Genomic DNA, 25,180 nt, shown 5'->3' with positions numbered 1-25,180 from the left:
CCGACGCCTGACCCGCGCGGCCGTGACCACGGTCGTCGCCGCGGCGGGCGCGCTGTTCGCCGCGACCGCGGTCGCCAGTGACGCGCCCGGTACCGCGGTGATCGACGCCGGTGGCGTCTGCATCGTGGCCCCGGCGCACTGACGGAGGTTGTCCGATTGTTACTTCAGACACACCCATAGCGGCACTACTCGCGGGTACTGCCAGCACGGGTGTACGTCTGTGCACTGAAGGGGTGGCCGAACCCCGATCTCGCCGGTCGATTGGTTGACTCGACACCCTATAGGTGTAACCATGGGACACAGTTACTAAGTTGTGAGTGCGAGATGGAGAGGCTGTGACGACGATGTCCGTTGCCGCGACGCCCGACGTCGACCCCGTGGTCGCCCAGGCTCAGGAATATGCCCAGAAGCTGATGCTGCTCTCCGAGGGCTCGGTCAACAAGCACTTCGATCCGTTCGAGGACATCGACTGGGACAACCCCGACTTCGCCGCCGACGCGGGCGAGGAGCGCTGGGTGCTGCCGGTGTCCGGTGACGCTCTCGGTCGCCACCCCTGGTACCAGGCCCTGCCGCTCGAGCGCAAGATCGCGATCGGCAAATACCGCCAGGCCAATGTCGCCAAGGTGGGCCTGCAGTTCGAGTCCATCCTCATCAGCGGCATGGTGACGCACAACTTCGGCCTGCCCAACGGTTCGCCCGAGTTCCGGTACTGCTCCCACGAGATGATCGAGGAGCACAACCACACCCTGATGTTCCAGGAGATGGTCAACCGGATCGGTATCGACGTGCCCGGTATGGGCCCGCTGGTCAGCAAGTTCCGCTACATCGGCGCTCCCGTCGCCGCGCTGTTTCCGAACCTGTTCTTCATGGCGGTGCTCGCGGGCGAGGAGCCGATCGACCACATCCAGAAGGCCATCCTGCGCTCGGGTGAGGAGGTGCACCCGATCATGCGCGGCGTGATGTCCATCCACGTCGCCGAGGAGGCGCGCCACATCTCCTTCGCGCACGAGTTCCTGAAGAACCATGTGCCCGAGGCGAACGCGTTCAACAAGTTCGTGCTCTCGATCGCGATGCCGATCGTCATGTGGATCCTGGGTCGCTCGATCTACACCCCGCCGCGGTCGTTCTGGAAGGAATTCGACATTCCGGACTACGTGCGCAAGGAGCTGTTCTACGGCACCAAGGAAGCCAAGCAGGGCTTCAGCGATTTCTTCGGCGATGTGCGCACGCTGGCCCAGGACATCGGGCTGATGAACCCGATCGCCAAGAGTGTGTGGAAGCTGCTGCGCATCGACGGCCACACCACCCGTTACCGTTCGGAGCCGCTGCGCGCCGTGCGGGCCGGGTGAGCGGCGGCGGTCAACGATGCCCTACGTCGTCACCCAATCCTGCTGCAGCGACGCCTCGTGCGTGTACGCCTGCCCGGTCAACTGCATCCATCCCACGCCCGATGAACCGGACTTCCTGACGGCGGAGATGCTGTACGTCGACCCGCAGGCGTGCGTGGACTGCGGCGCCTGTGCCACCGCCTGCCCGGTGGACGCGATCACCTCCACCAAGAAGCTGACCGCGGAGCAGAAGCCGTTCATCGAGATCAATGCCGATTTCTACCGGCAGACCCGGCCGCGGCCCACTCTGGCCAAACCCATTCCCGCCGCGGCGGTTTCGGCCGAGCGCGGACCGCTGCGGGTGGCGATCGTGGGTTCGGGACCGTCGGCGATGTACGCCGCGGACGAACTGCTGACCCAGCGCGACGTCACCGTGACGGTTCTGGATCGACTTCCGGTGCCCTACGGTCTGGCCCGCCACGGCGTCGCGCCCGATCACACCAAGACCCGGCAGGTGAGCCGGTTGTTCGATGTGATCTCCGCGCAGCCGGGATTCGGGTCGTATCTGAATGTGGCGGTGGGCGAACATATTTCGCACGCCGATCTGCTCGCGCATTTCCACGCGGTGATCTACGCGGTCGGCGCGTCCTCGGATCGCAAGCTGTCGATTCCGGGGGAGGGGCTGCCGGGCAGCGCCTCGGCCACGGACTTCGTGGCCTGGTACAACGGACATCCCGATCAGGCGGACCGGACCTTCGATCTGTCGCATCGGCGCGCGGTGATCGTCGGCAACGGCAATGTCGCGCTGGATGTCGCACGCATTCTGACCTCCGATCCCGAACTGCTCGTCGACACCGAGGTGTCGCGGCGGGCACTGGAGACCTTGCGGCACAGCAAGATCGAGGAGGTGGTGGTCGTCGCTCGGCGCGGCCCCGCCGAATCCGCCTTCACCGTGCCGGAATTCGTGGGCCTGCTGGGCTGCGATGTGGATATCGTCGTGGAAGGCGAAGTGCCGCAGCCGGTCGCGGGTACGCCGCAGAAGGTCGAGCACAAGCTGCGCCTGCTGGCGAGCCTGGCCGATCGACCGGTGGGCGCCCGCAAGCGCATCGTCCTGCGGTATCTGTCCTCACCGGTGGCCCTGACGGGCGTCGATCGGGTGAGCGGAATCGAGTTGTCGCACAACGAGTTGGTCACCGACGCCGACGGCACCGTCAGCGCGGTGGCGACCGGCCGGATCGAAACCCTCGGCGCCGGACTGGTCCTGGCATCGGTGGGCTATCGGGGTGTGGCGCTGCCGGGTCTGCCGTTCGACGGGCAGCGCGGGGTGATACCGAATGTCGACGGCCGGGTGGTGCAGGCCACCGGTGGCGAGGCGGTTCCCGGCACCTATGTCACCGGCTGGATCAAGCGCGGTCCCACGGGCTTCATCGGCACGAACAAGTCCTGCGCTCAGGAGACGGTCCGCCACCTGGTGGAGGACTTCAATTCGGGTCGTTTGTCCGAACCCGCCAGGGACGCGGCCGATTTCGACCATCTGATCACCGAGCGTCGTCCGGCCGCCGTTCGGGGCGGTGCGATCTCGCGACCCTGGTGGAAGCGCAAACTGCTCACGCGAGCCTGATCTCGCGCCCCGACCCCTCGCGGGGCGGTACGGCGGGCGGTCACGTCGATTGCGGCGTGGCCGCCCGTCTTTCACGGTGAGCCGAGTAACGCGCGTGGGCGGCCCGGCGACTTCCCCTGTGCGGGACCGATTTCGCGAACCGAGCGGTTTCTCGGCGGCGGGTGATGTGCCGGATATGCCGAGAAGTTCGGGGTCAGCAACCGTTCAGCCATTTGGAAATGGTCGGTTGTATTCATGCTTTCGGAGATCAACTAGGGAGATATGCCGCGCACCGGTCGGTATCTATTGAGAGTTACTGTGCGGTAGCTGGTTTCACTCGGTATTGGACGATTGGGTGGGGATCTGAGGGCTCGATCTCGGTCCGCATACCGGTCTATCAGCGGATTTGTAATGCCGACCGGAGGGTATGAAAGCTTTTCTCCGCATTCGGTATTCGAGATCGACACGCGCCAGCTAACCTGAGTTCGCTGTTTGGTAAACGACCGCGACCAAATGATGCGACTGCGTGAGGCCGTGGTCACGGTGCGTTGACGGGATGGCAATGACTGTTGGCTTCGGCATGAGCATCGGCACAGTGAACTCCGTGTGGGCGGCAACCTCCGGGGAGCGGGAACGTCCCGCCGTGCGGGTGCGACGTACTGCGGTCACCTTCGACAATGCGGGTGGCGCGCGGATCGGTGGCATTCCCCGGTTCGCCCCGGTGGTGACGGATTTCGCCGATCTCACGCGGGACAGCGAACCGGTCGTGCTGGGCGGGCGCATCTGGACCCCGGCGGATCTGGTGGCCGCGGTCGTGGCCTGTCTGATCAATGCGAACGAGCCCGCTGCGGGGCCGATCGCGACCTATCCCGCCTGCTATACCGAACGTCAGGTGACGCTGCTGCGGCATGCCCTGGACTGGTCCGGTTCGGCCGATGTCACGCTGATGCCCGAGCCGGTGGCGGCGGTGGAATGGCTCGACGCGGAGTACGGGGTGTCGGAGAACGGTCTCACCCTCGTCTACGACCTGGGCGCCAACAGCCTCGACGTGGCCGTGGTGCGCACCGAGGCCGATCGCGACGAGCGCGGCGTACTCGGCGCGCCGGCGCGCTCGCACGATTACGGCGGACGCCCGCTGGGCACGATCCTGGCCCGCTACGCGCGGGCCCTGGCGCCGGGCACACCGTCGCCGGTGTCGAAGGTGGTGCCCGCCATCGACACCAAGCGTTTACGGGTGTGGCATGTGCGCAATTCCCTTCGCGTCGTGCGCAATTGCGTGCACGCGACCGGACTGACGATGCGCGATATCGATCGGGTGCTGCTGGTGGGCGGTGCGGTGCGCCCGGCCGAGGTGGCGCAGGTGCTGGCCGAGTTGGGGCCGCCGGTGTTGATCGGGCCCGATCCCGCGCATACCGTCGCCACCGGCGCCGCGATCGCCTCGGCGCGGCTGTTCGACGGTGGGGTGAACCTGGGGCGATACGCCCGGGGAGCCGCTGTTCTCTCCAGTGCCGCAGTGGTTTCCGCGATGGCGATGTCGGCGGCCACGATGCTCGGCGGTGGACCGATCGGAACCGACGGTCCGGCACTGGAATTCGCGCCCGCGCTGGCGGGACCGGCCGGCGGGGCGCGGCATACCGTCGGCGATGTGCGCTGGCTCGACGGGTTGGACGAGGCAGGGTCGGTATCGGGCGGTGCGGATGCGCTGCTGACGTCGTTCGGTGGAGCGCGCATGTATCGCGGTGTGGCGCGGTCGTTATCGATGTCGCCCGCGGTGGCGGAGGAGATTATTCGCACCTACGGCGAGGGGTCGCATTGTGAGCCGTCGCGCACGCGCGCGCTGTATTCCGATCCGGCTCGGTTCACCAATCCGCTGCCGTTCCTGCCGCCCGCGCCGCCGCGGCGGGCGGCGGTGCCCGGGTCGCCGATCTTCGGTCAGATTCCGTCGGTCAGCCTGCCGGGGCCGGTGATCGGGCCCATCGCCGAGCAGCTGCCCGCCCCGGGCGCCGGGCCGGTCGCGCCGCCCGTCGTGCCGCCGGGACCGGTGGCCGCGCCGGTGAATCCGCCTGTGGCCCAGCCGAGTCCGGGTGCGCCGACGGCTGGAGGTTCGGGTGCGTCGGTTCCGAGTGGGCCGGTGGTCGATCCGGTGTCGACTTCACCCGGTGGCGGGGTGTCGAGTCCGCCGGTCGGGGACGGCGGTTCGGTCGGGGGCGGGGTGAGCGCGGGCGGCGGGACGACCTCGGGGACAGCGGGGTCGGGTGGTTCGACGTCCTCCGGCGGGGCCGAGTCCTCCGGTGGGTCCACGTCGTCGGGTGGTTCGACGTCGGGTGGAACGCCGTCGTCGGGTGGTTCGACGGCTGGCGGATCGGCCTCGTCCGGCGGGGCCGAGTCCTCCGGGGGAGCCGCATCGTCTGGTGGGACTTCCGCCGGTGGATCGGGTGGCTCGACGTCGTCGGGCGGGTCCGAGTCCTCGGGAGGTTCGAATCCCTCCGGTGGCACCACCTCGGCTGGTGGCGGCATCACCTCGGGCGGAACCGCTTCGGGAGGCATCACCCCGGGCGGAACCACCTCGGGCGGAACGGCTTCCGGCGGCCTGTCGGGCAGTCTGGGCTCTACCGGCGGCGCGTCGGGCGGACTGTCCGGCGGTGGCCTGTCGGGCGGTGGCGGCACGCGCCGCTGAAGCCGCGAAACGTGTCGGTGGTCTCTGTCGCACTTCCGGCATGGTCACCGGCGGACTGTCCGGCGGTGGTCTGTCGGGCGGTGGCGGCACACGTCGCTGAAGCCGCGAAACGTGTCGGTGGTCTCTGTCACGCTTCCGGCATGGTCACCGGCGGACTGTCCGGCGGTGGTCTGTCGGGCGGTGGCGGCACGCGCCGCTGAAGCCGCGAAACGTGTCGGTGGTCTCTGTCGCGCTTCCGGCATGGTCACCGGCGGACTGTCCGGCGGTGGTCTGTCGGGCGGTGGCGGCACACACGTCGCTGAAGCCGCGAAACGTGTCGGTGGCCCCTGTCACACTTCCGGCATGGCCACCTGGAAACAGTTCGAAGCCGAGGCGGGTGAGTTGGCGGCCCAGGTCCGTGCGCGATTCGAGGCCCACGAATCCCACGTCCTGGCCACTCTCCGCAAGGACGGCAGTCCCCGCGTCAGCGGTTCGGAGGTCCAATTCGACGACGGCGAGCTGACATTCGGCTCGATGCTCGCCGCCGTCAAAGCTCGCGACCTCCACCGCGACCCCCGCTGCGCCCTCCATGCCCACCCCACCGACGGCGACGCCAAGGTAGCGGGCAGCGCCATCGAATTCCCCCATCCCACCGGCGAGGCCCACGCCTTCCGCCTGGACCTCACCGACGCGGTCCTCACCACGGTCGACCAGTCCGAACAACTGCTGGTCATCCAGCACTGGCAACCCGGGCGGGGAGTCCGCACCACCCGCCGCCGGTGAACCACCGCCGTGCGGCGAACCCCCGGAGCGCGCGGGACGCACCTGTGGCTCGGTTACCGCCGTCCACGGCGACCGGCGAGATCGGGCGGCGAGCTCCCACTGGTCGAAATCGCCTCCGTTCTCGATGCTTTGGGCGTGAGGTCGATTTCGATCTCGCCACGGCCTGAGGCGGGGTGGTCGGCGGCCGACACTGTGTGATCGAGGGCACCGAGCACGATGGTCGAATTCGATTGTGTTTCACCGCACATATCGCTCGATTGATTGCCGAACAGCCGGCCGGTTGGAAACGCGGTGGAAATCGTGACGCAACAGGAGGTCCGAGCTCAGCCGTGTGATCTGGCAGCCGAGCTGTCGGCGCGGTACGGGAATTGACTTCGATTGTCGCGCAAATGCCTGCCGCCCAGTGCATTTCGCGACACATGGCGGCGCGGGTCGGACTTGATCTTGTGTACCGAGATCGGGTAAGTAATGAACGTCAAATCAACTTAGACATTCGATCAGTCGGGGGATCGGGGTCGGGGAGGAAGATCGATCATGGTCCGTCGGACTGCCAAGAATATGAGTCGCGCCCTGCTGATGGGCGCGCTGCCGATCGCCATCGCTTTGAATGTCACCGGTGTCGCCCAGGCCGCGCCGGAGCCCGCCGCGGTCGTGCAGACCGTCGACGCGCCGGCGGCCGCTCCGGTCGCGGGCGTGCCGCTCGAGATCGCGACGAATCCCGATGCGCAGGATCACGATCCGGTGCACAACGGCATCGCCGCGGGCGCGCTGGCCGGCGCGACCGGTTCCGCGATCGTCGGTGCGGTCACCGGACTGGGCATCCTGAGCATTCCGGGCGCCATCGCGGGCGCGCTCAACGGTGCGCTGTGGGGCACCGTGATCGGCGCGCTGGTGGGCGTCTTCGCCCCGCAGGCCGTGCCGCAGGTGCTGCCCTGATATAACGCTCGACCAGCGGCCGCACACCGAATCGGTGTGCGGCCGCTGTCTTTTGCGGCTACTGCGCGGTGAACCCGCCGTCGATCGAGACGGTCGCGCCGGTGACGAAGCTGGCCTCGTCGCTGAGCAGATACGCGCACAGCGAGGCGATCTCCTCCGGCCGGGCGATCCGTCCCAGCGGGTGCAGTGCGGCCACGCTCGCCTCGCCCTCGGGGGTGGCGCCCATGGAATTGCGGAACGCCGGGGTGTCGACCGCGCCCGAGGCGATGGCGTTCACCCGTACGCCCTGGGCCGCGGTCTCCAGTGCGACCGCGCGCGTCAGCCCGACCACGCCGTGCTTGGCCGCCACGTACGGCGCGACCGAACCCATACCCACCACGCCGAGATTCGAGGCGTTGTTCAGGATCGCGCCGCCGCCGGAGGCGAGGAGGGCCGGAACCTGGTAGCGCATACCGTGGAACACCGCGGTGAGGTTCAGTTCCAGATCGGCCCGCCAGGCCGATTCGTCGATGTCCTGGACGGGACCGAAGGCGTTCACCGCCCCGGCGTTGTTGAACGCCGCGTCGAGGCGGCCGAATTCGTTCACCGCGGTCTCGGTGAGCCGGGCGACCTCCTCCGCGACGGTCACATCGGTCGGGACGAAGACGGCCCGCCCGCCCGCCGCGCGAATCCGCTCGGCGATCCGATCGCCCGCCTGCTTGCCCCGCGCGCCGAGCACCACGGCCGCGCCCTCGGCCGCCACCCGGTGCGCGACCGCCGCGCCCACCCCGGAGGTGGCGCCCGTGATCAGAACCACCTTCGCCTCGAACCGGCTGGTCATCATGTCCTCCATCATTTCGTTTGCCGTTGTTGCGCTTTCGAGTCAACTCCGCGCGGTATCGCGAAGCTGGCGGAATCCGGACGTTTAATTGACGTGTCATGTATTGCTTCGTCTCGCGCTGCGAGGACACTGGATTGATGGAGGCCAGAATCATCGGGACCGTGATGCCGGTCCTCGAGGTCGGGTTGGATCCGGGGGAGAGTGTGGTCGCCGAGGCGGGGCAGCTGTCCTGGATGACCGATTCGATTCGACTGCACACCTCCACTCGGGTCGGCGGCGGTATGTTCCGCGCGGTGAAGCGGGCATTCGCGGGTGCGGGATTCTTCATGACCGAATACGGCGCGGATCTGCATCCGGGCCTGGTGGCCTTCGCCGCGCGACTGCCCGGGCAGATCGTGCCGATCACCTTGCGGCCCGGGGCGGACTATTTGGTGCATCGGCACGGATTCCTCTGCGGCGCAGGGGATGTGGAGGTATCGATCAGTTTTCAGCGGCGGTTGGGGGCGGGCATCTTCGGTGGGACGGGGTTCACATTGCAGCGGGTGTCCGGTAATGGGTACGCGTGGGTGGAGTTGTCGGGGGAGGTGGTGCAGTACGACCTGCAGCCGGGGGAGACGCTGCGGGTGCACCCCGGACATGTCGGAATGTTCGATGCCCGAGTGAATTTCGACATCGCGGTCATGCGTGGCGTGCGCAATATCCTGTTCGGCGCCGACGGGCTGTTCCTGGCCGCGCTGACCGGCCCGGGCCGGGTGTGGCTGCAGTCGCTGACCATCAGCAACCTCGCCCAGGCCCTGCTGCCCTACCTGCCGCTGCCCGAGCCGAACAACGGGCAGTGATGCGAGCGACCTTCGAGCCATCGGTAAGAATGAGCCGGTGGACACTGCACTCAGGCCGGAGCTGATAGCGCTGGATGTGGACGGCACCCTTCTGCAGACCGGGCAGCCGGTCTCGCCGCGGGTTCGAGCGGCCGTACGCGCCGCGGTCGCCGCGGGGGCGCACGTCGTGATCACCACGGGGCGGACATTGCTGGCGACCCGGCTGGTGGTCGAGGAGCTGGGCATCGAGGAGGGGCAGGCGCTGTGCTCCAACGGTGCGGTGCACGTGGACGTTTCGAACTGGCAGCCGCTGGCCCTGCACACCTTCGACCCGGAACCCGCTGTGGGCGTATTGCGTTCGCTGTTCCCCGATATGGTGCTCTCGGTGGAGAAGCCCGGCGTGGGCACGTGGACCACCGGCTACTATCCCGGCAGCTTCCGCCTGGGCGAATTCCGCTTCGTCGAGGACCGCGAACTGAGCCTGGAACCCACCACCCGCCTCAACGGCTGGTGGCCCGGCGGCACCCTCGCCGACATGGTCAAACACCTCGACGAACTCACCCTCCCCGGCGCGGGTTGGGTCCACGGCGAATACGAGCCGTTCCTCGTAGCCAGCAAACAGGGCGTCTCCAAGGGCTGGGCCCTCGAACGCCTCCGCCGCCAACTCGCCATCCCCCGCGAAGCCACCCTCGCCATCGGCGACGGCTACAACGACCGCGAAATGCTCACCTGGGCAGGTCATTCCGTGGCCATGGGCAATTCGGTACTACCGATCCTCGAACTCGCCGACGAAATCACCCTCGACGTCGAAGAGGACGGCGCGGCAGTCATCCTGGAACGCTGGTTCGAAAACTGACCGCCTGCCCCACCTCTCGGTCGCATGCCCCGTCCCGCGAGGTATCACGCTGCCGCAGAACGGATATCGAGAAGCCGCGCGGCAGCGTAGTAGCGCTCGGTGATGACGTCACCGACCAGCGGGTGGTTGCCTATCGGGGCCGCGTGGATCACGTCGGGGGTCCCCGCGATCAGGCGGTCGGTCAGTAGGCCCGGGGCGAGGAACCATGGGGCAGTGACGATGTGGTCGCAACCTTGGGTTCGTAGGCGGGAAATGGCTTGCGGGAGGGAGGGGTCGGTGGTTGCGAAGCAGACCGAGGTGTGCCAGGGGGTGCCTGCGGCGAGTAGTCGCCCTACACGCAGGGTTCGGTCGTTGGCTGTCACGGATGAGGAGCCCACCGCGGCCACGGCGATGCCGATGCGGGAGTCGGTCGGGTCTGCGCCGGTTTCCAGTACGCGGTCCCGCAGCGCGGTGATCAGGCGCGAGTCGGTGCCGAAGACATCGGCCTGGACTATCCGCAGCCGCGGGTGCCTGACTCGCGCGCGGTCCAGCAGGCCCGGGAGGTCGACGCGGGCGTGGTAGGCGCTGCCGAGTAGCAGCGGTACTACGACTGCTCGGGTATGTCCCTGGGCCGCAACGGCATCCACGACCTGGTCAACCGAGGGCGTGCTCAGGTCGAGGAACGCCGACCGCACGTCGAGGTCGGGATGGCGAGCCGCGAGGTCGGCGACGACGGTGGAAACCGTTGCCGCCGACCGGGGGTCGCGGCTGCCGTGGGCGACCGCGATCAGGGCTGCGGGCCGCATGTCAGACTCCGGATTCGGTGCCGACCTCGACCGCGGTCAGCACATCGCCGACCAGGCCCGCGGCCAGGGTGTTGCCGCCCGCGGGGTCGATGAGCAGGAAGCTGCCGGTGTGGCGGTTGGTGCGGTAGTCGTCGGCGGCGATCGGATCGGCGACGCGGATGGAGATGCGTCCGATATCGTTGAGCGACAACGACTCCGGGCCCGGATCCGCGGCCAGGCGCTGCTCGTCGAAACGCTCGATGAGTGCGCCGACGATGGCCTGGGTGGTACGGGTGCCGTGCTTGAGCAGCAGCCGGGCGCCGGGGCGCAGCGGCTTGTCGCCGAGCCAGCACACGGTCGCGTCGAAGGTCTCGATGGGCTCGGGGGCGTCCGCGGCGGCGACGATGGTGTCGCCCCGGGAGACGTCGACATCGTCGGCCAGGATGAGCGTGACGCTGCGACCGGACTGCGCCGAGGGCAGCTCACCGTCGGGGGTGTCGATCCGCTCGATCGTGGTGCGCACACCCGACGGGAGCACGACGACCTCGTCGCCCTTGGTCGCCACACCGGCCGCGATCTGCCCGGCGTACCCGCGATAGTCGGGGTATTCGGTGGTGCGCGGCCGGATCACGTACTGCACCGGGAACCGCAGGCCGATCGAATGCCGCCCCGAACTGTCGGCATCGACCGGCACCGATTCCAGATGCTCGATCAGTGAGGGGCCGTCGTAGAACGGCGTGTTCTCCGAACGCGAGGCGATATTGTCCCCGTGCAGCGCCGACACCGGAATCGCCACCACATCCCCGGCTGCCCAGCCGAGTTTGGTTGTCAGCCCGGCGAATTCGGCGCAGATCCGCTCGAACACCCCGGCCGCGTCGTCGACCAGATCGATCTTGTTGACCGCCAGCACCAGTCGCGGCACACCCAGCAGCGCCATTACCGCGGCATGGCGGCGGGTCTGCTCGATCACGCCCTTGCGCGCGTCCACCAGCAGAATCACCAGCTGCGCGGTCGAAGCGCCCGAAACGGTATTGCGGGTGTACTGCACATGCCCGGGCGTATCAGCGAGTACGAAAGACCGTGCGGGCGTGGCGAAATAGCGGTAGGCGACATCGATGGTGATGCCCTGCTCGCGCTCGGCCCGCAGACCGTCGACGAGCAGCGACAGATCCGGAGTCGCCAGACCCTTGTCGACCGAGGCACGCGTCACCGCGTCGATCTGGTCGGCCAGAACGGATTTCGTGTCGTAGAGCAGGCGTCCGACCAGTGTGGACTTACCGTCGTCGACACTGCCGGCGGTGGCCAGCCGGAGTAGGTCGGACATCAGAAATAACCCTCTCGCTTGCGGTCTTCCATCGCGGCCTCCGACACCCGGTCGTCGCCACGGGTCGCACCCCGCTCGGTCAGGCGGGACGCGGCCACCTCGGCCAGAATGTCGGCATTGGTGGCGGCGGTGGAAAGGATTGCGCCGGTGGAGGATCCGTCGCCGACGGTGCGGTAGCGCACCGATTCGATCGTCAGCTGTTCGTCCTCGCGCGGTCCGCCCCACACGCCGGGCGTCATCCACATGCCGTCGCGCTGGTACACCGGGCGCTGGTGGGCGTAGTAGATCGACGCCAGATCGACGTTCTCGCGCGCGATGTAGCGCCAGATGTCGAGTTCGGTCCAGTTGCTCAGCGGGAACACCCGCACATGCTCACCGGGCGCGTGCCGCCCGTTGTACAGATTCCACAGCTCCGGTCGCTGCCGCTTGGGATCCCAGCGTCCGAACGCGTCGCGCAGCGAGAAGATCCGCTCCTTGGCCCGTGAACGCTCCTCGTCGCGCCGCCCGCCACCGAATACGGCGTCGAATCGGTTGTCGGCGATGGCATCCAGCAGCGGAACGGTCTGCAGCGGATTGCGGATCCCGTCGGGCCGCTCGGTCAATCGCCCGTCGGCCAGATACTCCTCGACCGCCGCGACATGCAGTCGCAGCCCGTACTTCTCGACCACTCGGTCACGGAATTCGAGCACCTCGGGCAGATTGTGCCCGGTGTCGACATGCAGCAGCGCGAACGGCAACGGCGCGGGCCAGAACGCCTTGAGCGCCAGATGCAGCAGCACGGTGGAATCCTTACCGCCGGAGAACAGGATCACCGGCCGCTCGAATTCCCCTGCTACCTCACGGAAAATGTGGATCGACTCCGACTCGAGCGCGGCCAGAGTGTCGAAATCGGTATCGGTGGCTGTGAGAGTCATGACTGGTGCAACCCGCATTCGGTCTTGGCGAGGCCGGCCCAGCGGCCGCTTCGCGGATCGGATCCCGGTTCCGGCTTCCGTGTGCACGGGGCGCAACCGATGGACGGATATCCCTCCTCCACAAGGGGATTGACGAGGATGCCGTGTTCGGCGATGTAGGTTTCCATGGCTTCGTCGGACCAGGGGGCGATCGGGTTGATCTTCACCAGGCCGAAGGCCTCGTCGTAGGAGATGAGGGGGGCGTTGGCGCGGGTGGGGGCCTCGACGCGGCGGATGCCGGTGACCCAGGCGTTGTAGCCCGACAGCGAACGCTTCAGCGGTACCACCTTGCGCAGGCGGCAGCATTCGTTGGCGTCGCGGGCGAACAGGTCCTTGCCGAGCAGCGCATCCTGTTCGGCCACAGTGTGATCGGGCTTCGCGTTGACCACGTTCACGCCGTAGACGGCCTCGACCGCGTCGCGGGTGCCGATGGTTTCGGCGAAGTGGTAGCCGGTGTCGAGGAACAGCACGTCCACGCCCGGATGTACCTGTGCGGCAAGGTGAACCAGCACCGCGTCCTGCATATTGGAGGCCACGATGTAGCCGGACCCGAAGGTGTCCTCGGTCCACCGCAGCAGTTCGGCCGCGGAGGCGTCCGGACCCAGTTGTGCCGCACCGTCTTCGGCGATTCGGCGCAGTTCTTCCTCGGACAGCTTTTCCAAAGTGGTTGCCATAGCGATTATCTCCCGTTACCGAAGGTCGGCCTCGTCGGTGCGGACAGCCCACTGCGCGAACCGTTCACCGGAATCCCGGTTCTTCGCGAAATTGCGCACCACGCGCTCGATGTAGTCGCCGAGCTCGGCGCTGGTCACCTTGTGCTGACGCAGCTTGCGGCCGAAACCGCTGTCGAGCCCGAGGCTGCCACCCAGATGAACCTGGAAGCCCTCCACCTGATTCCCGTCGCCGTCGTCGACGAGCTGGCCCTTGAAGCCGATATCGGCGATCTGGGACCGGCCACAGGAATTCGGACAGCCGTTGATATTGATCGTGATGGGCACGTCGAGTTCGGCGTTGATATCGGCCAGCCGCTGCTCGAGTTCCGGCGCGAGCACCTGTGAGCGTTTGCGGGTCTCGACGAACGACAGCTTGCAGAATTCGATTCCGCTGCACGCCAGCAGATTTCGTCGCCATGCGGACGGACGGGCGTGCAGGCCGAGCGGTTCCAGCGCGGCGATGAGCTCGTCGACCTTGTCGTCGGCCACATCGAGCACGATGAGCTTCTGATACGGGGTGAAGCTGATGCGATCGGAGCCGACGCGTTCGACCGCGTCGGCGACCTTGGTCAGGATGGTCCCGGAGACGCGGCCCGCGATGGGGGAGAAGCCGACGGCGTTGAGGCCGTTGCGCAGTCGCTGCACGCCCACGTGATCGATCGGGCGCTCGGGGCGCTGCGGCGCGGGGCCGTCGATCAGCTTGCGCTTCAAAAACTCCGTTTCCAGGACCTCGCGGAACTTCTCGATGCCCCAGTCCTTCACCAGGAACTTCAGCCGGGCCTTGGCGCGCAGGCGGCGGTAGCCGTAATCGCGGAACAGCGCGACCACGGCCTCCCACACCTCCGGCACCTCCTCGAGCGGCACCCAGGCGCCGACCCGCTGCGCCAGCATCGGATTGGTGGACAGGCCGCCGCCGACCCACAGGTCGAAGCCCGGGCCGTGTTCGGGATGTTCGACGCCGACGAAGGCCACGTCGTTGATCTCGTGCACCACGTCCTGCTGACCGGAGATCGCGGTCTTGAACTTGCGCGGGAGGTTCGAGTATTCCTTCTTGCCGATGTAGCGGCGCACGATCTCCTCGATCGCGGGAGTGCCGTCGATGATCTCGTTCACCGCCTCACCCGCCAGCGGCGAGCCGAGCACCACGCGGGGGCAGTCGCCGCATGCCTCGGTGGTCTGCAGGCCGACCGCCTCGATGCGCCGCCAGATCTCCGGGACGTTCTCGATCTCGATCCAGTGGTACTGCAGATTCTCGCGATCGGACAGGTCGGCGGTGTCGCGGGCGAATTCGGTGGAGATCTGGCCCAGGGTGCGCAGCTGTTCGACATTGAGCGCGCCGCCGTCGCAGCGGATGCGCATCATGAAGTAGCGCGCCTCGAGCAGGTCGATGTTCTCGTCGCCGGTGAAGGTGCCGTCGTAGCCCTGCTCGCGCTGGGTGTAGAGGCCCCACCAGCGGAACCGACCACGCAGATCGGCCTTGTCGATGGAGTCGAAACCGCCCTTGCTGTAGATGTTCTCGATCCGAGCGCGGACGTTGAGCGGGTTGTCGTCCTTCTTGCTCTGCTCGTTCGGATTGAGTGGTTCGCGATAGCCGAGCGCCCACTGTCCCTCCGACTTGCGGCGCACCGGCTTACCGGTGCGCTCACGCGGACCGGCCGGTACTTCGCGGCGGGGACGATCGGGGCGGACGCGGCGTTCGGCGGCCGGCTTCGCATCGGACGGGGTGTGACCGGCGTCGGTGCTCGACGTCATGGGGTCGCTCCTGCGGGGTGGTGATCAGGCCTTACGGCAGGCGGGAGGGGCTGGCTCACGCCTTCGGTATTTCAGCGGCAGGGAAAGGAGGGGCGTCGAGACGAGGACGCCGAAACCGGGTCAGGGGCAGAACTACCGGAGGCGATCCGGCAGACAGCTCGCACTGCACACGCGCTTGAAGTCGACGTGGCGACGCGCCACCAATCGCACTCCAAGTCCGGTCATGGACCTTATTGTGCCATGTCAGCGGGGCCCTTCCGACCACCCGGCCATATTTTCCGCAAAATAGAGGGAAATTCCCTGGACACCCGACCTGTTTTGTGAGATCGGTCATAGGGGGAGGGATCGGTCGCGTCGGCGTTCGCGCGGTCGGGGCGAAACAGCGGCAGGCCGGGCGCATCTCACATTCGGTCGGTGGGCAGACTGGATCGGTGACTTCGATCGATGCCTCCGCCGACCGCCGCTCGAGCTCCGCGGCCGAGCAACCGGTGTTGCGGGGGTTCGGGGGCGGGGCGTTCGGGGTTTATGTGCATGTGCCGTTCTGTGCTACTCGGTGTGGGTACTGCGATTTCAATACCTATACGGCGGGGGAGTTGGGGAGTTCGGCGTCGCCGCGGTCGTGGTTGGAGGCATTGCGGGGGGAGATGGCCGAGGCGGCACGGGTTTTCGGGGAGTTGCCGGGAGCGCAGCCGCCGGTGTCGACCGTATTCGTCGGTGGGGGGACGCCCTCGCTGCTGGGTGGGGACGGGTTGGCCGAGGTGCTCGATGCCGTTCGGGCGAACTTCGCGTTCGCGGCCGATGCCGAGGTGACCACCGAGTCGAATCCGGAGTCGACCTCGCCGGAGTTCTTCGAGCGGCTGCTCGCGGGGGGATTCACGCGGGTGTCGCTGGGGATGCAGTCCGCGGCGGCGCATGTGTTGAAGGTGCTCGATCGCACGCATACGCCGGGGCGCGCGGTCGCGGCGGCGCGGGAGGCGCGCGCGGCGGGGTTCGAGCATGTGAATCTGGATCTGATCTACGGAACTCCGGGGGAGCGCGACGGTGATCTGGATGCCAGCCTCGACGCGGTGCTGGCCGCGGGGGTCGATCACGTCTCGGCCTATTCGCTGATCGTCGAGGACGGCACCGCCTTGGCCCGCAAGGTGCGTCGCGGGGAACTGCCCGCGCCCGATGACGATGTGCTGGCCGCTCGGTACGAACGCATCGATGCCCGCCTGACCGCCGCGGGCTTCGACTGGTACGAGGTGTCCAATTGGGCGGCAAGCGATTCCGGGCGCTGTCGGCACAATCTGGGCTACTGGGACGGCGGCGACTGGCTGGGCGCGGGCCCGGGCGCGCACAGCCATCTCGGCGGCGTGCGCTGGTGGAATGTGAAGCATCCGGCCCGCTATGCCGATCGAGTCGCGGGCGGCGGACTGCCCGCGGCGGGCTGGGAACGGCTGACCGATGAGGAATGTCACACCGAGAGGGTCATGCTGACCATCCGGTTGCGGACCGGTCTGCCGCTGGCCGATCTGGCCCCCGCCGAGCTGCGCGCGGCCGATCGCGTGATCACCGACGGGCTGGCCGTACGTGCCCACGACCGGCTGATTCTCACCGATCGCGGCCGTCTGCTGGCCGATGCGGTCGTGCGGGATCTGCTGCTCGCCGAGGCCGAATAACTTGGTCGGTTGGCCTGCGGCCGGATCGGCAGTGGGCGTAGGGTCCGAGATGACCCCGAGGAGCCCCCTGTGCCGCAGGCCCACCGCATCAGCCTTGTCCCCGACCAGAGCGAATTCGCCGAGCTGCGAGCCGCCGAAAGGGCCGAATCGGCTCGATTGGGCGCCTTGGCCGCCCGAGCCGTAGCCAGCCACGCCACCGATGCCGAGGACTGTGTGTGCCTGCTGGCGATGCTCGGCTTGGACGCTCAGGCCGGTAAGGACGCCCTCGGGGATTAGCACTGCTCAGGCGCGTGTGCTAACTATTCGCCCTCGGCGATTTAAACTGGACCTCGGATGAACCGGGGATCCGTGTGATCGTGGCTGCCGTCCGGCGGTCGTACACCTCCCCGGGCCGACCCGATGGCGAGCGAGGAGGTGGGACCGATGTCGAGCACCGAGCAGCGGCGACTCGAGGTCCTGCGGGCGATCGTCGCGGACTTTATCGCGACCAAGGAACCGATCGGCTCGAAGACTCTGGTCGAGCGACACAACCTGGGTGTGTCGAGCGCGACCGTGCGCAACGATATGGCCGTACTGGAGGCGGAGGGGTACATCACCCAGCCGCACACCAGCTCCGGCCGCATACCGACCGACAAGGGCTATCGGCAGTTCGTCGACAACATCGCCGAGGTGAAGCCGCTGTCGCCGGCCGAGCGCCGGGCGATCCTGGAATTCTTGGAGAACGGCGTCGATCTCGACGATGTGCTGCGCCGCGGCGTGCGGCTGCTGGCCCAGCTGACCCGTCAGGTCGCGATGGTCCAGTATCCGACGGTATCGGCCTCGACCGTGCGGCACATCGAGGTGGTAGCGCTCAATCCCGCGCGGCTGCTGCTGGTTGTCATCACCGATACCGGCCGCGTCGATCAACGCCTCGTCGACCTGGGCACAGTCGTCGATGACGAGGACCTGGCGGCGTTACGCGGCATGCTCGGCAAGGCCATGGACGGCAAGCGCCTGGCCGCGGCGTCGGCGGCAGTCGCGGTACTGCCCGAACACAGCCCGGCCCGACTGCGCGATGTACTGGTTCGGGTGTCGACCGTACTGGTGGAAACACTGGTCGAACATCCCGAGGAGCGGCTGGTCCTCGGCGGCACCGCGAACCTCACCCGCAATGTCGCCGACTTCGGCGTCTTCCCGGGTTCGCTGCGTTCGGTGCTGGAGGCGCTCGAGGAACAGGTGATCGTGCTGAAACTGCTTGCCGCGGCGCAGCAACCGGGCATGGTCACCGTGCAGATCGGGGAGGAGACCCAGGTCGAGCAGATGCGCGGGACCTCTGTCGTCTCGACCGGGTACGGTGTCCCGGGCGCCGTTCTCGGCGCCATGGGGGTACTGGGTCCGACCCGGATGGACTACCCCGGGACCATCGCTTCGGTCGCCGCGGTCGCACGATATATCGGTGAGGTGCTCGCCGAACGATGAGCGATCGGCCGCCGGTGGTGCGGCAGGACAGATGCGGTAAACCTTCGGAACAGGACTAGAAGAGACAACACGTGGCACGGGACTACTACGGAATCCTCGGAGTCGGCCGCAATGCGACCGATCAGGAGATCAAGCGCGCCTACCGTCGGCTGGCGCGGGAATTGCACCCCGACGTCAACCCGGATGCGGACGCGCAGGAGAAGTTCCGCGAGGTGTCCGCGGCCTACGAGGTGCTCACCGATCCGGAAAAGCGACGCATCGTCGATATGGGCGGAGATCCGCTCGAGTCCGCGGGTGGGGGCGGCTTCGCGACCGGCTTCGGCGGTCTGGGCGATGTGTTCGAGGCGTTCTTCGGCGGAATGGGCGCGGCCGGTCCGCGCAAGCCGCGCGGGCGGGTGCAACCGGGCGCGGATTCGCTGCTGCGGACGCGACTTTCGCTGGCCGAATGCGCGGTCGGGGTCACCAAACATCTGACCGTCGACACCGCGGTGCTGTGCGATCTGTGCCAGGGTTCGGGTACCAACGGCAATTCCAAGCCGGTGCGCTGTGAGACCTGCGGCGGCGCGGGTGAGATCCAGTCGGTGCAGCGCTCGTTCCTCGGCCAGGTGATGACCTCGCGGCCCTGCCCGACCTGTCGCGGTGCGGGCGAGACCATTCCCGATCCGTGCCGCAAATGCGGCGGCGACGGCCGGGTGCGGGCGCGTCGCGAGATCGCCGCGCCGATTCCCGCGGGTGTGGCCAACGGCATGCGGGTGCGGCTGGCCGCGCAGGGCGAGGTCGGCCCGGGCGGTGGCCCGGCCGGTGATCTGTACGTCGAGATCGTCGAGCAGCCGCACGACACCTTCGTCCGCGACGGCGACGATCTGCACTGCACGATTCGCGTGCCGATGGTCGAGGCCGCACTCGGCGCGACCGTGGTCATCGACACCATTCTCGACGGTCCGACCGAACTGACCATTCCGCCGGGTACCCAGCCGGGCGAGGTGTCGGTGCTGCGCGGGCACGGTATGCCCAAGCTGCGGTCCAGTGCGCGCGGCGATCTGATCGCGCATCTGGACATCGTGATCCCGACCAAACTCGACGCCAAGCAGACCGATCTGCTGCGCAAGTACAAGGCGCTGCGCGGCAACGAGCGCACCGAGGTGCTCTCGGCCCAGTCCGAGCACAACAGCGGGCTGTTCGCGCGGTTGCGGGCCTCCTTCAGCGGGCGCTGAGTGGCCGCGACCGTCTTCTATCTCGACGACATTCCGGAGCCCGGCGGTCTCGCGGTGCTCGACGGTCCCGAGGGCCGTCATGCAGCGACCGTCCGGCGCATCCGGGTCGGCGAGCCCATCACGCTGTCCGACGGCGCGGGCGTACTCGCGGCGTCGGAGGTCGTGGCGACCGGTAGGGATCGGCTCGAACTGAAGATTCTGGATCGGGCCGTGGCACAGCCGGTTTCGCCGTCGGTCACGGTGGTGCAGGCGCTGCCGAAATCGGATCGCTCGGAGCTGGCCGTGGAGCTGATGACCGAGGCGGGCGTCGACGAGATCGTGCCCTGGCAGGCCGCGCGATGCGTCGCGAACTGGGAGGGCAAGGCGCGCAAGGGCGTCGACAAGTGGCGGGCCGCGGCACGATCGGCGGCCCGGCAGTCGCGGCGCGCCTACATCCCCGAGGTGGCCGAACTGCATGCCACGGGCGAGGTGCTCGAGCTGGTGCGGAAGGTGAAGGCCGACAACGGTATCGTCGCCGCCCTGCACGAATCCGGCAGCGCGCGCTTCGTGGATCTGCCCTTGGCCGAGGCCGGACGGGTGGTGCTGATCGTCGGTCCCGAGGGCGGCCTCGACGATTCCGAGCTGTGCGATCTGGCCGACGCGGGCGCGGATATCGTGCTGCTCGGCCCGACGGTGCTGCGGACCTCCACGGCCGCGGCCGTAGCGCTCGGGGCCCTGGGAGCGCTCACGGCCCGCTGGTAGGTCTGCGGGAGCGGCAATGTGGTATCTGCGTTGGTATCATATGGTCATGGCGTGGACCGTTCGACTTTCCGATGACGAAGAAGCCGCTCTCGACAAGCAGGCCAAGGTCGAGGGGCGATCGAAGCACGACATCACGCGCGACGCCCTGCGCCTGTATCTATTGCGCAATCGCACCTGGGACACGCCGCTTTTCGCGGATGACGAAGGTGTCGACCTGGGCGGGCCGATATCAAAGGAAGACATTCGCGACATCACGCATCGGTCCGCATGATCGTCATCGCCGATACATCAGGAATCCTCGCACTACTGAACCTCGCCGATCCCGAACACTTGGCTGTGCGGCGTGCAGCCAATGCGGCGAGCACTCTGGTGGTGAGCGCCCTCGCTATCACCGAGGTTCATCACGTCGCGACCGTCCGCGGCGGACGCGAGTCCGCCGACCGCGCCCTACTTCTGCTCGCGGATCGGATCGCAACCACTCGTGTGGAGGTGGCGAATGTCGATGTGGCGCAGATCAGAACGGCGGTATCGATTCGTCGCCAGTACCGCGACCTCGATTTGGATCTGGTCGACGCGGTATGTGTGACGCTAGCGGCCGAATACGACACCGACGCGGTGTTGACCCTGGACCGACGAGACTTTCGCGCGCTGCGGCCACTGAGCTACCCGGCCTTCCGGCTCCTTCCCGACGATATGAACTGATGACGAGCCGACCTCAGCCGATGGCGGCGAGATATTCGCCGTAGAACAGCGCCAGTCCGAAGGCCGCCGCGATACCGCCCAGCAGCCAGAAGCGAATGATGACCGTGGTTTCGGCCCACTGGCCCAGTTCGAAGTGGTGATGGAAGGGGGCCATTTTGAACAGGCGGCGGCGGGTGGTGCGGAAGACGACGATCTGCAGGAGGACCGACAGGATTTCGGCGAAGAACACCGCGCCGACCACCACCATGAGCAGTTCGGTGCGGGTGGTGATGGACAGTCCGGCGAGCAGGCCGCCCAGGGCCATGGAACCGGTGTCGCCCATGAAGATCTTCGCCGGAGCGGCGTTCCACCACAGGAATCCGACGCAGGCGGCCGCGCCGGCGGCGCAGACCAGGGCGAGGTCCAGCGGGTCGCGGACGTTGTAGCAGCCGACGCCGGGCTTGGTGGCGCACGCATTGCTGTACTGCCAGAACGTGATGATGGTGTAGGCGCCGAGGGCGAATCCCATGGTGCCCGCGGCCAATCCGTCGAGACCGTCGGTCAGGTTCACCGCATTCGACCACGCCACCACCAGGAAGCAGACTCCCAGCAGGAAGATGACCACCCAGAATTTCAGGGTCGCGTCGTCGCGCACGAACGACAGATACCGGCTGCCCGGGGTCAGGCCGGAGTTGGTGGGGAAGCGCAGCGCGAGCAGACCGAAGACGATCGCGGCGCCGAGCTGTCCGACGTATTTGCCCTTGGCCGTGAGGCCGAGATTGCGGCGCTTGCGCAGTTTGATGAAATCGTCGAGGAATCCGACCACGCCCAGCGCCGTAGCCAATCCGAGGACCAGCAGGCCCGAGGCCGTGGGTCCCTCGGCGCGGTAGCGGATACCGATCAGATGCGAGCCGAGATATCCGGCCCACATGCCCACGATGATCGCGATACCGCCCATCGTGGGCGTGCCGCGCTTGGCCTGATGGCTGGCCGGTCCGTCGACGCGGATCTCCTGACCGAGCCGTCGCTGGGCGAACAGCTTGATCAACAACGGCGTCAATGTAATCGAGACCGCGAGGGCAATCATCGCGGAGAACAGGATTTGCCTCATCGCCGTCAGATATTAACCAAGATCAGGCCGAATTCTCCGTCAGGATGACGCGGGTCTCGTCGCGTCGAGCCAGCGCGACCGCCGCGACGGCCGCGGCGAGGATGAGAATTCCGGCGTAGACGCTGACTCCGGCCCAGCCGTAGCGGGCGTAGGGAATGCCCGCCGCGCCGCCCGCGACGGAGCTACCGAGGTAGTAGAAGAACAGATACAGCGAGGAGGCGGCGGCGCGATTGTGTCGCGCGGCCGCGCCGACCCAGGCGCTGGCGATGGAGTGGGCCGCGAAAAAGCCGACGGTGCACAGCAGTACACCGACCAGGACGATCGCCAGCTGATCGGGAACGGTCAGCGCCAGGCCCGCGGCCATGGCGACCAGTGCGACGCCCAGCACCCGCGGACGGCCCAGCCGATCCGACAGTCCTCCCGCGATCGTCGAGGACGCGGTCCCGCCCAGATACAGCACGAACACCAGACCCGCTGTGGCCGCGGACAATCCGAACGGCGCGTGGACCAGCCGGTAGCCGAGGAAGTTGTACACCGAGACGAAACCACCCATCAGCAGAAACGCCAGGACGAACAGCGCCGCCAGCGTGCCGTGGCGCAGATGTCCGGTCAGATCCCGAATCAGCGTGCCGAGTTCGAGTGGCTGGGCGGTGAATCCGCGCGAGGGCGGCAGCTGGCGGACGAACCAGATCGTGCACGCCGCGGCCGCGAGCGCGACCACCGCCGCGCCCCAGCGCCACGACGCGCCCTCGAGTACGAATGCCGGAATCAACCGGCCCGCAAGCCCGCCCACGCTGGTACCCGCGATGTAGACGCCCATGGCCGCGCCGAGTCCGCCCGCCCCGATCTCCTCGGCCAGATAGGCCATCGCCACCGCGGGCACCCCGGCGAGCGCGAGACCCTGCAGCGCCCGCCCGGCCAGCAGCACCTCGAGATTCGGGCTCAGCGGTACGAGCAAGCCGATGACCGCCGCCACTACGGCCGAGGTGATCATCACCCGGGTTCGGCCGAAGCGTCCCGACAGCACGCTCACCGGCACGATCGCCAATGCCAGCGCGCCGGTGGTCAGCGAGACCGCGAGCGCGGCGTGCGCGGGCGTGGCCCCGAAGGCCGCCGACAGGCTGGGCAGCAGGGCCTGGGCGCTGTACATCGAGGCGAAGGTGGTCAGGCCCGCCGCGAACAGGGCCAGCGTGATCCGGCGCTCGTGGGTGGCGGATTCGGCGGATGCGATCGCGGTGGCCATATTTCGAGCATGGGCGCGGTCGTTACCGAAAGGAAATGCATAAACGTCGCATATCCGATGCATCTGCCACATAAGCGCAGCGCCGATGTGAGACAAAGGGAGGGCGAGTGACGCGTCGCACGGCGAGAGGGGCTGGTTGTGGACCGGGGTATCGAGCGCAGGATCGTACTTCTCGGCGGGGGATTTCTGGGCGATCGGGACGCGCGACTGGACGAGTACGTGCTGGCGAATGTCGAATCGGATTGTCCGCGAGTGTGTTTCCTGCCCACGGCCGGTGGTGACGCGCGGCAGGACATCGAGCGGTTCTACGCCGCGTTCGAGGGATCGCACTGCGTGCCGGGGCATCTGTCGCTGTTCCACGACATTCCCGATGACATCGCGGCCGTCGTCGCGGCGCACGATGTGTTCTATGTGGGCGGCGGTAGTACGGCCAATCTGCTGGTGGTGTGGCGGCTGCACGGGCTGGATCGGTTACTCGCCGAGGCGTATCGGCGAGGAGCGATGCTGTGCGGGATCAGTGCGGGGGCGGCGTGCTGGTTCGACGGCTGCGTGACCGATTCCTTCGGCCCGATGCGTGAATTGCACGACGGGCTGGGGCTTTTGCCGGGCAGCTTCTGCCCGCATTTCGATTCCGAGCCGGATCGGGCGCCGCTGTACACGCGGGCCGTCGCGACCGGGAGTCTGCCCGGCGGGTGGGCGCTCGACGACGGCGCGGCGGTGCTGTTCCGCGACGAACAACCGGTCGATGTGGTTGCGACGACGGCGGAGAGCAGTCTGCTGCGGGTGCGTCCGGTCGAGGGTGGTGTCGAGATGGAACGGTACGAGCCTCGGCTGCTGGAGGGGTCCGGCCGTGCCGGGTGAGGATCTGCACTGGCTGCTGACCCTCGCCGAACTCGAGCATGTCGGCGCGGCGGCCGATCGACTGCACCTCTCGCAGCCGACGCTGTCACGGATGCTGGCCCGGTTGGAGCGACGGCTGGGGGTGGCGCTGTTCGATCGGCACGGAAAACGGCTGGCCCTCAATGATTTCGGGCGGATCTATTACGAGCATGCCCGGCGCGCGCAGGCGGAGTTGGATGCGGCGGGGCGGGAGCTGGCCGATCTGGCGGATCCGGCGATGGGGGTGGTGCGGCTGTCGTTTCTGCATTCGTTCGGGGCGCGGTTGGTGCCGGAGTTGATCGCCGGATTCCGGCGGGGGTCGGGGCGGATCACCTTCACGCTGAGCCAGGACGCGGCAGCGGTGGTGACCGCGCGGGTGCTCGACGGCACGGCCGATCTGGGGCTGGTATCGCCCAAACCCGCCGCGACCGGACTGGGCTGGCACACGCTGCTGCGGCAGCGGCTGGCGTTGGGCGTGCCCGCGAATCATCGACTCGCCGGGCGACGGCAGATCCGGTTGGCCGAGGTCGCCGAGGCCGAATTCATCGCCATGCATCCGGGCTTCGGTATGCGCCGGATTCTCGACGACCTCTGTGCCGCAGCCGATTTCCGGCCTCGGATCGGGTTGGAGTCCAGTGATCTGGTGACGGTCGCGGGGCTGGTCGCGGCGGGGCTCGGGGTCGCGGTGCTGCCGCTCGAGGAGGCTCCGGTGCGCGGGCCGCAGCCGGGGCCGGTATTGATTCCGCTCGCGGATCCGGGGGCCTCTCGGGCCGTCGGTCTGATCTGGTCGGCCGATTCCGCGCCCTCGGACGCCGTGCGGCGATTCAGAAGCTTCGCCGTGGAATGGGCACAGCGTTGAATTCGTTCCAAACCTTGCGGTTCTCTCCCG

Annotated in this window: 25 protein-coding genes; 16 read left to right on the top strand and 9 right to left on the bottom strand. The window is 67.8% G+C overall.

Going from position 1 to position 25,180, the window contains the following annotated elements:
* The first annotated feature begins 344 nt into the window (after positions 1-344).
* The 5 genes from NP4_RS17470 to NP4_RS17445 all read left to right on the top strand — a co-directional run bounded on the left by NP4_RS17470 (position 345) and on the right by NP4_RS17445 (position 7,303).
* Complete coding sequence (locus NP4_RS17470) at positions 345-1,349, top strand: AurF N-oxygenase family protein (RefSeq protein WP_067998966.1); 1,005 nt, start codon at positions 345-347, stop codon at positions 1,347-1,349.
* A 16-nt stretch (positions 1,350-1,365) separates the two neighbouring features.
* The gene (locus NP4_RS17465) at positions 1,366-2,949 is read left to right on the top strand and encodes an FAD-dependent oxidoreductase (RefSeq protein ID WP_067998964.1); all 1,584 of its coding nucleotides are present in this window, start codon (positions 1,366-1,368) and stop codon (positions 2,947-2,949) included.
* Between the two features lie 574 nt (positions 2,950-3,523).
* Positions 3,524-5,605, top strand: coding sequence for an Hsp70 family protein (locus NP4_RS17460; protein WP_169813753.1), 2,082 nt, complete (start codon positions 3,524-3,526; stop codon positions 5,603-5,605).
* A gap of 342 nt (positions 5,606-5,947) precedes the next feature.
* Positions 5,948-6,367, top strand: coding sequence for a pyridoxamine 5'-phosphate oxidase family protein (locus NP4_RS17455; RefSeq protein WP_067999007.1), 420 nt, complete (start codon positions 5,948-5,950; stop codon positions 6,365-6,367).
* A gap of 534 nt (positions 6,368-6,901) precedes the next feature.
* Positions 6,902-7,303, top strand: coding sequence for a hypothetical protein (locus NP4_RS17445; protein ID WP_147288034.1), 402 nt, complete (start codon positions 6,902-6,904; stop codon positions 7,301-7,303).
* A gap of 58 nt (positions 7,304-7,361) precedes the next feature.
* Here the strand turns inward: NP4_RS17445 and NP4_RS17440 are convergent, their stop codons facing one another.
* Positions 7,362-8,123 (bottom strand): SDR family NAD(P)-dependent oxidoreductase, encoded by a 762-nt coding sequence (locus tag NP4_RS17440; RefSeq protein ID WP_067999005.1) that lies wholly within the window; start codon positions 8,121-8,123, stop codon positions 7,362-7,364.
* Positions 8,124-8,260: 137 nt separating this feature from the next.
* Here NP4_RS17440 and NP4_RS17435 point away from each other — a divergent pair, with 137 nt between their 5' ends.
* Both NP4_RS17435 and NP4_RS17430 read left to right on the top strand, forming a co-directional pair.
* Complete coding sequence (locus NP4_RS17435; protein ID WP_067998956.1) at positions 8,261-8,962, top strand: AIM24 family protein; 702 nt, start codon at positions 8,261-8,263, stop codon at positions 8,960-8,962.
* 37 nt (positions 8,963-8,999) lie between these two features.
* Positions 9,000-9,797, top strand: coding sequence for an HAD family hydrolase (locus NP4_RS17430; RefSeq protein ID WP_067998954.1), 798 nt, complete (start codon positions 9,000-9,002; stop codon positions 9,795-9,797).
* Between the two features lie 44 nt (positions 9,798-9,841).
* Here NP4_RS17430 and NP4_RS17425 read toward each other — a convergent pair whose 3' ends face one another.
* The 6 genes from NP4_RS17425 to NP4_RS43375 all read right to left on the bottom strand — a co-directional run bounded on the left by NP4_RS17425 (position 9,842) and on the right by NP4_RS43375 (position 15,528).
* The gene (locus NP4_RS17425; protein ID WP_067998953.1) at positions 9,842-10,582 is read right to left on the bottom strand and encodes a sirohydrochlorin chelatase; all 741 of its coding nucleotides are present in this window, start codon (positions 10,580-10,582) and stop codon (positions 9,842-9,844) included.
* 1 nt (position 10,583) lies between these two features.
* Positions 10,584-11,885: a sulfate adenylyltransferase subunit 1 gene (locus tag NP4_RS17420; RefSeq protein WP_067998951.1), complete on the bottom strand. Its 1,302-nt coding sequence runs from the start codon at positions 11,883-11,885 to the stop codon at positions 10,584-10,586.
* Positions 11,885-12,817 carry a sulfate adenylyltransferase subunit CysD gene (cysD, locus tag NP4_RS17415; RefSeq protein ID WP_067998949.1) on the bottom strand — a complete coding sequence of 311 codons (933 nt, stop codon included), beginning with the start codon at positions 12,815-12,817 and terminating at the stop codon, positions 11,885-11,887. Before cysD ends, NP4_RS17420 begins: the two co-directional genes overlap by 1 nt.
* Positions 12,796-13,512: a phosphoadenylyl-sulfate reductase gene (locus tag NP4_RS17410; protein ID WP_067998947.1), complete on the bottom strand. Its 717-nt coding sequence runs from the start codon at positions 13,510-13,512 to the stop codon at positions 12,796-12,798. The genes cysD and NP4_RS17410 overlap by 22 nt, the downstream gene beginning before the upstream one ends.
* A gap of 15 nt (positions 13,513-13,527) precedes the next feature.
* Complete coding sequence (locus NP4_RS17405; protein ID WP_067998945.1) at positions 13,528-15,303, bottom strand: nitrite/sulfite reductase; 1,776 nt, start codon at positions 15,301-15,303, stop codon at positions 13,528-13,530.
* Positions 15,304-15,435: 132 nt separating this feature from the next.
* Positions 15,436-15,528, bottom strand: coding sequence for an Ms4527A family Cys-rich leader peptide (locus NP4_RS43375; protein ID WP_368854180.1), 93 nt, complete (start codon positions 15,526-15,528; stop codon positions 15,436-15,438).
* 263 nt (positions 15,529-15,791) lie between these two features.
* On the opposite strand from NP4_RS43375, the gene hemW reads away from it, so the two are divergent.
* The 7 genes from hemW to NP4_RS17370 all read left to right on the top strand — a co-directional run bounded on the left by hemW (position 15,792) and on the right by NP4_RS17370 (position 21,079).
* Positions 15,792-16,964, top strand: a complete 1,173-nt coding sequence (gene hemW, locus NP4_RS17400; protein ID WP_245998353.1) for a radical SAM family heme chaperone HemW — start codon at positions 15,792-15,794, stop codon at positions 16,962-16,964.
* 69 nt (positions 16,965-17,033) lie between these two features.
* Positions 17,034-17,240, top strand: a complete 207-nt coding sequence (locus tag NP4_RS17395; RefSeq protein WP_062508953.1) for a hypothetical protein — start codon at positions 17,034-17,036, stop codon at positions 17,238-17,240.
* Positions 17,241-17,387: 147 nt separating this feature from the next.
* Positions 17,388-18,422, top strand: a complete 1,035-nt coding sequence (hrcA, locus tag NP4_RS17390) for a heat-inducible transcriptional repressor HrcA (protein WP_067999003.1) — start codon at positions 17,388-17,390, stop codon at positions 18,420-18,422.
* 71 nt (positions 18,423-18,493) lie between these two features.
* Positions 18,494-19,636, top strand: coding sequence for a molecular chaperone DnaJ (gene dnaJ, locus NP4_RS17385; RefSeq protein ID WP_067998942.1), 1,143 nt, complete (start codon positions 18,494-18,496; stop codon positions 19,634-19,636).
* Positions 19,637-20,377, top strand: a complete 741-nt coding sequence (locus NP4_RS17380; protein WP_067998940.1) for a 16S rRNA (uracil(1498)-N(3))-methyltransferase — start codon at positions 19,637-19,639, stop codon at positions 20,375-20,377.
* A gap of 46 nt (positions 20,378-20,423) precedes the next feature.
* Positions 20,424-20,648: a ribbon-helix-helix protein, CopG family gene (locus NP4_RS17375; RefSeq protein WP_169813752.1), complete on the top strand. Its 225-nt coding sequence runs from the start codon at positions 20,424-20,426 to the stop codon at positions 20,646-20,648.
* Positions 20,645-21,079, top strand: coding sequence for a type II toxin-antitoxin system VapC family toxin (locus NP4_RS17370; protein WP_067998935.1), 435 nt, complete (start codon positions 20,645-20,647; stop codon positions 21,077-21,079). The genes NP4_RS17375 and NP4_RS17370 overlap by 4 nt, the downstream gene beginning before the upstream one ends.
* A 13-nt stretch (positions 21,080-21,092) precedes the next feature.
* Here NP4_RS17370 and mraY read toward each other — a convergent pair whose 3' ends face one another.
* Entirely contained in the window at positions 21,093-22,169 is a 1,077-nt protein-coding gene (gene mraY / locus NP4_RS17365; protein WP_067998934.1) for a phospho-N-acetylmuramoyl-pentapeptide-transferase, read from the bottom strand.
* 22 nt (positions 22,170-22,191) lie between these two features.
* Positions 22,192-23,412 (bottom strand): MFS transporter, encoded by a 1,221-nt coding sequence (locus NP4_RS17360; protein WP_067998932.1) that lies wholly within the window; start codon positions 23,410-23,412, stop codon positions 22,192-22,194.
* A 138-nt stretch (positions 23,413-23,550) separates the two neighbouring features.
* Between NP4_RS17360 and NP4_RS17355 the strand changes: the two genes are divergently transcribed.
* Positions 23,551-24,273 (top strand): Type 1 glutamine amidotransferase-like domain-containing protein, encoded by a 723-nt coding sequence (locus NP4_RS17355; RefSeq protein ID WP_067998930.1) that lies wholly within the window; start codon positions 23,551-23,553, stop codon positions 24,271-24,273.
* Positions 24,263-25,150: a LysR family transcriptional regulator gene (locus NP4_RS17350; RefSeq protein ID WP_067998927.1), complete on the top strand. Its 888-nt coding sequence runs from the start codon at positions 24,263-24,265 to the stop codon at positions 25,148-25,150. The genes NP4_RS17355 and NP4_RS17350 overlap by 11 nt, the downstream gene beginning before the upstream one ends.
* The last annotated feature ends 30 nt before the right edge of the window (positions 25,151-25,180 follow it).

This window comes from Nocardia pseudobrasiliensis NBRC 108224 (genome assembly GCF_001613105.1).
Classification (GTDB): domain Bacteria; phylum Actinomycetota; class Actinomycetes; order Mycobacteriales; family Mycobacteriaceae; genus Nocardia; species Nocardia pseudobrasiliensis.
This window is presented reverse-complemented; position numbering and strand designations above follow the sequence as displayed.

What these genes read in the sequence shown, in the direction of transcription:
- NP4_RS17470 (WP_067998966.1), top strand. Translation starts at nt 345, where the DNA reads ATGTCCGTTGCCGCGACGCCCGACGTCGACCCCGTGGTCGCCCAGGCT.
- NP4_RS17465 (WP_067998964.1), top strand. Translation starts at nt 1,366, where the DNA reads ATGCCCTACGTCGTCACCCAATCCTGCTGCAGCGACGCCTCGTGCGTG.
- NP4_RS17455 (WP_067999007.1), top strand. Translation starts at nt 5,948, where the DNA reads ATGGCCACCTGGAAACAGTTCGAAGCCGAGGCGGGTGAGTTGGCGGCC.
- NP4_RS17445 (WP_147288034.1), top strand. Translation starts at nt 6,902, where the DNA reads ATGGTCCGTCGGACTGCCAAGAATATGAGTCGCGCCCTGCTGATGGGC.
- NP4_RS17440 (WP_067999005.1), bottom strand. Translation starts at nt 8,123, where the DNA reads ATGACCAGCCGGTTCGAGGCGAAGGTGGTTCTGATCACGGGCGCCACC.
- NP4_RS17435 (WP_067998956.1), top strand. Translation starts at nt 8,261, where the DNA reads ATGGAGGCCAGAATCATCGGGACCGTGATGCCGGTCCTCGAGGTCGGG.
- NP4_RS17425 (WP_067998953.1), bottom strand. Translation starts at nt 10,582, where the DNA reads ATGCGGCCCGCAGCCCTGATCGCGGTCGCCCACGGCAGCCGCGACCCC.
- NP4_RS17420 (WP_067998951.1), bottom strand. Translation starts at nt 11,885, where the DNA reads ATGTCCGACCTACTCCGGCTGGCCACCGCCGGCAGTGTCGACGACGGT.
- cysD (WP_067998949.1), bottom strand. Translation starts at nt 12,817, where the DNA reads ATGCGGGTTGCACCAGTCATGACTCTCACAGCCACCGATACCGATTTC.
- NP4_RS17410 (WP_067998947.1), bottom strand. Translation starts at nt 13,512, where the DNA reads ATGGCAACCACTTTGGAAAAGCTGTCCGAGGAAGAACTGCGCCGAATC.
- NP4_RS17405 (WP_067998945.1), bottom strand. Translation starts at nt 15,303, where the DNA reads ATGACGTCGAGCACCGACGCCGGTCACACCCCGTCCGATGCGAAGCCG.
- NP4_RS43375 (WP_368854180.1), bottom strand. Translation starts at nt 15,528, where the DNA reads ATGACCGGACTTGGAGTGCGATTGGTGGCGCGTCGCCACGTCGACTTC.
- hrcA (WP_067999003.1), top strand. Translation starts at nt 17,388, where the DNA reads ATGTCGAGCACCGAGCAGCGGCGACTCGAGGTCCTGCGGGCGATCGTC.
- NP4_RS17375 (WP_169813752.1), top strand. Translation starts at nt 20,424, where the DNA reads ATGGCGTGGACCGTTCGACTTTCCGATGACGAAGAAGCCGCTCTCGAC.
- NP4_RS17370 (WP_067998935.1), top strand. Translation starts at nt 20,645, where the DNA reads ATGATCGTCATCGCCGATACATCAGGAATCCTCGCACTACTGAACCTC.
- mraY (WP_067998934.1), bottom strand. Translation starts at nt 22,169, where the DNA reads ATGAGGCAAATCCTGTTCTCCGCGATGATTGCCCTCGCGGTCTCGATT.
- NP4_RS17360 (WP_067998932.1), bottom strand. Translation starts at nt 23,412, where the DNA reads ATGGCCACCGCGATCGCATCCGCCGAATCCGCCACCCACGAGCGCCGG.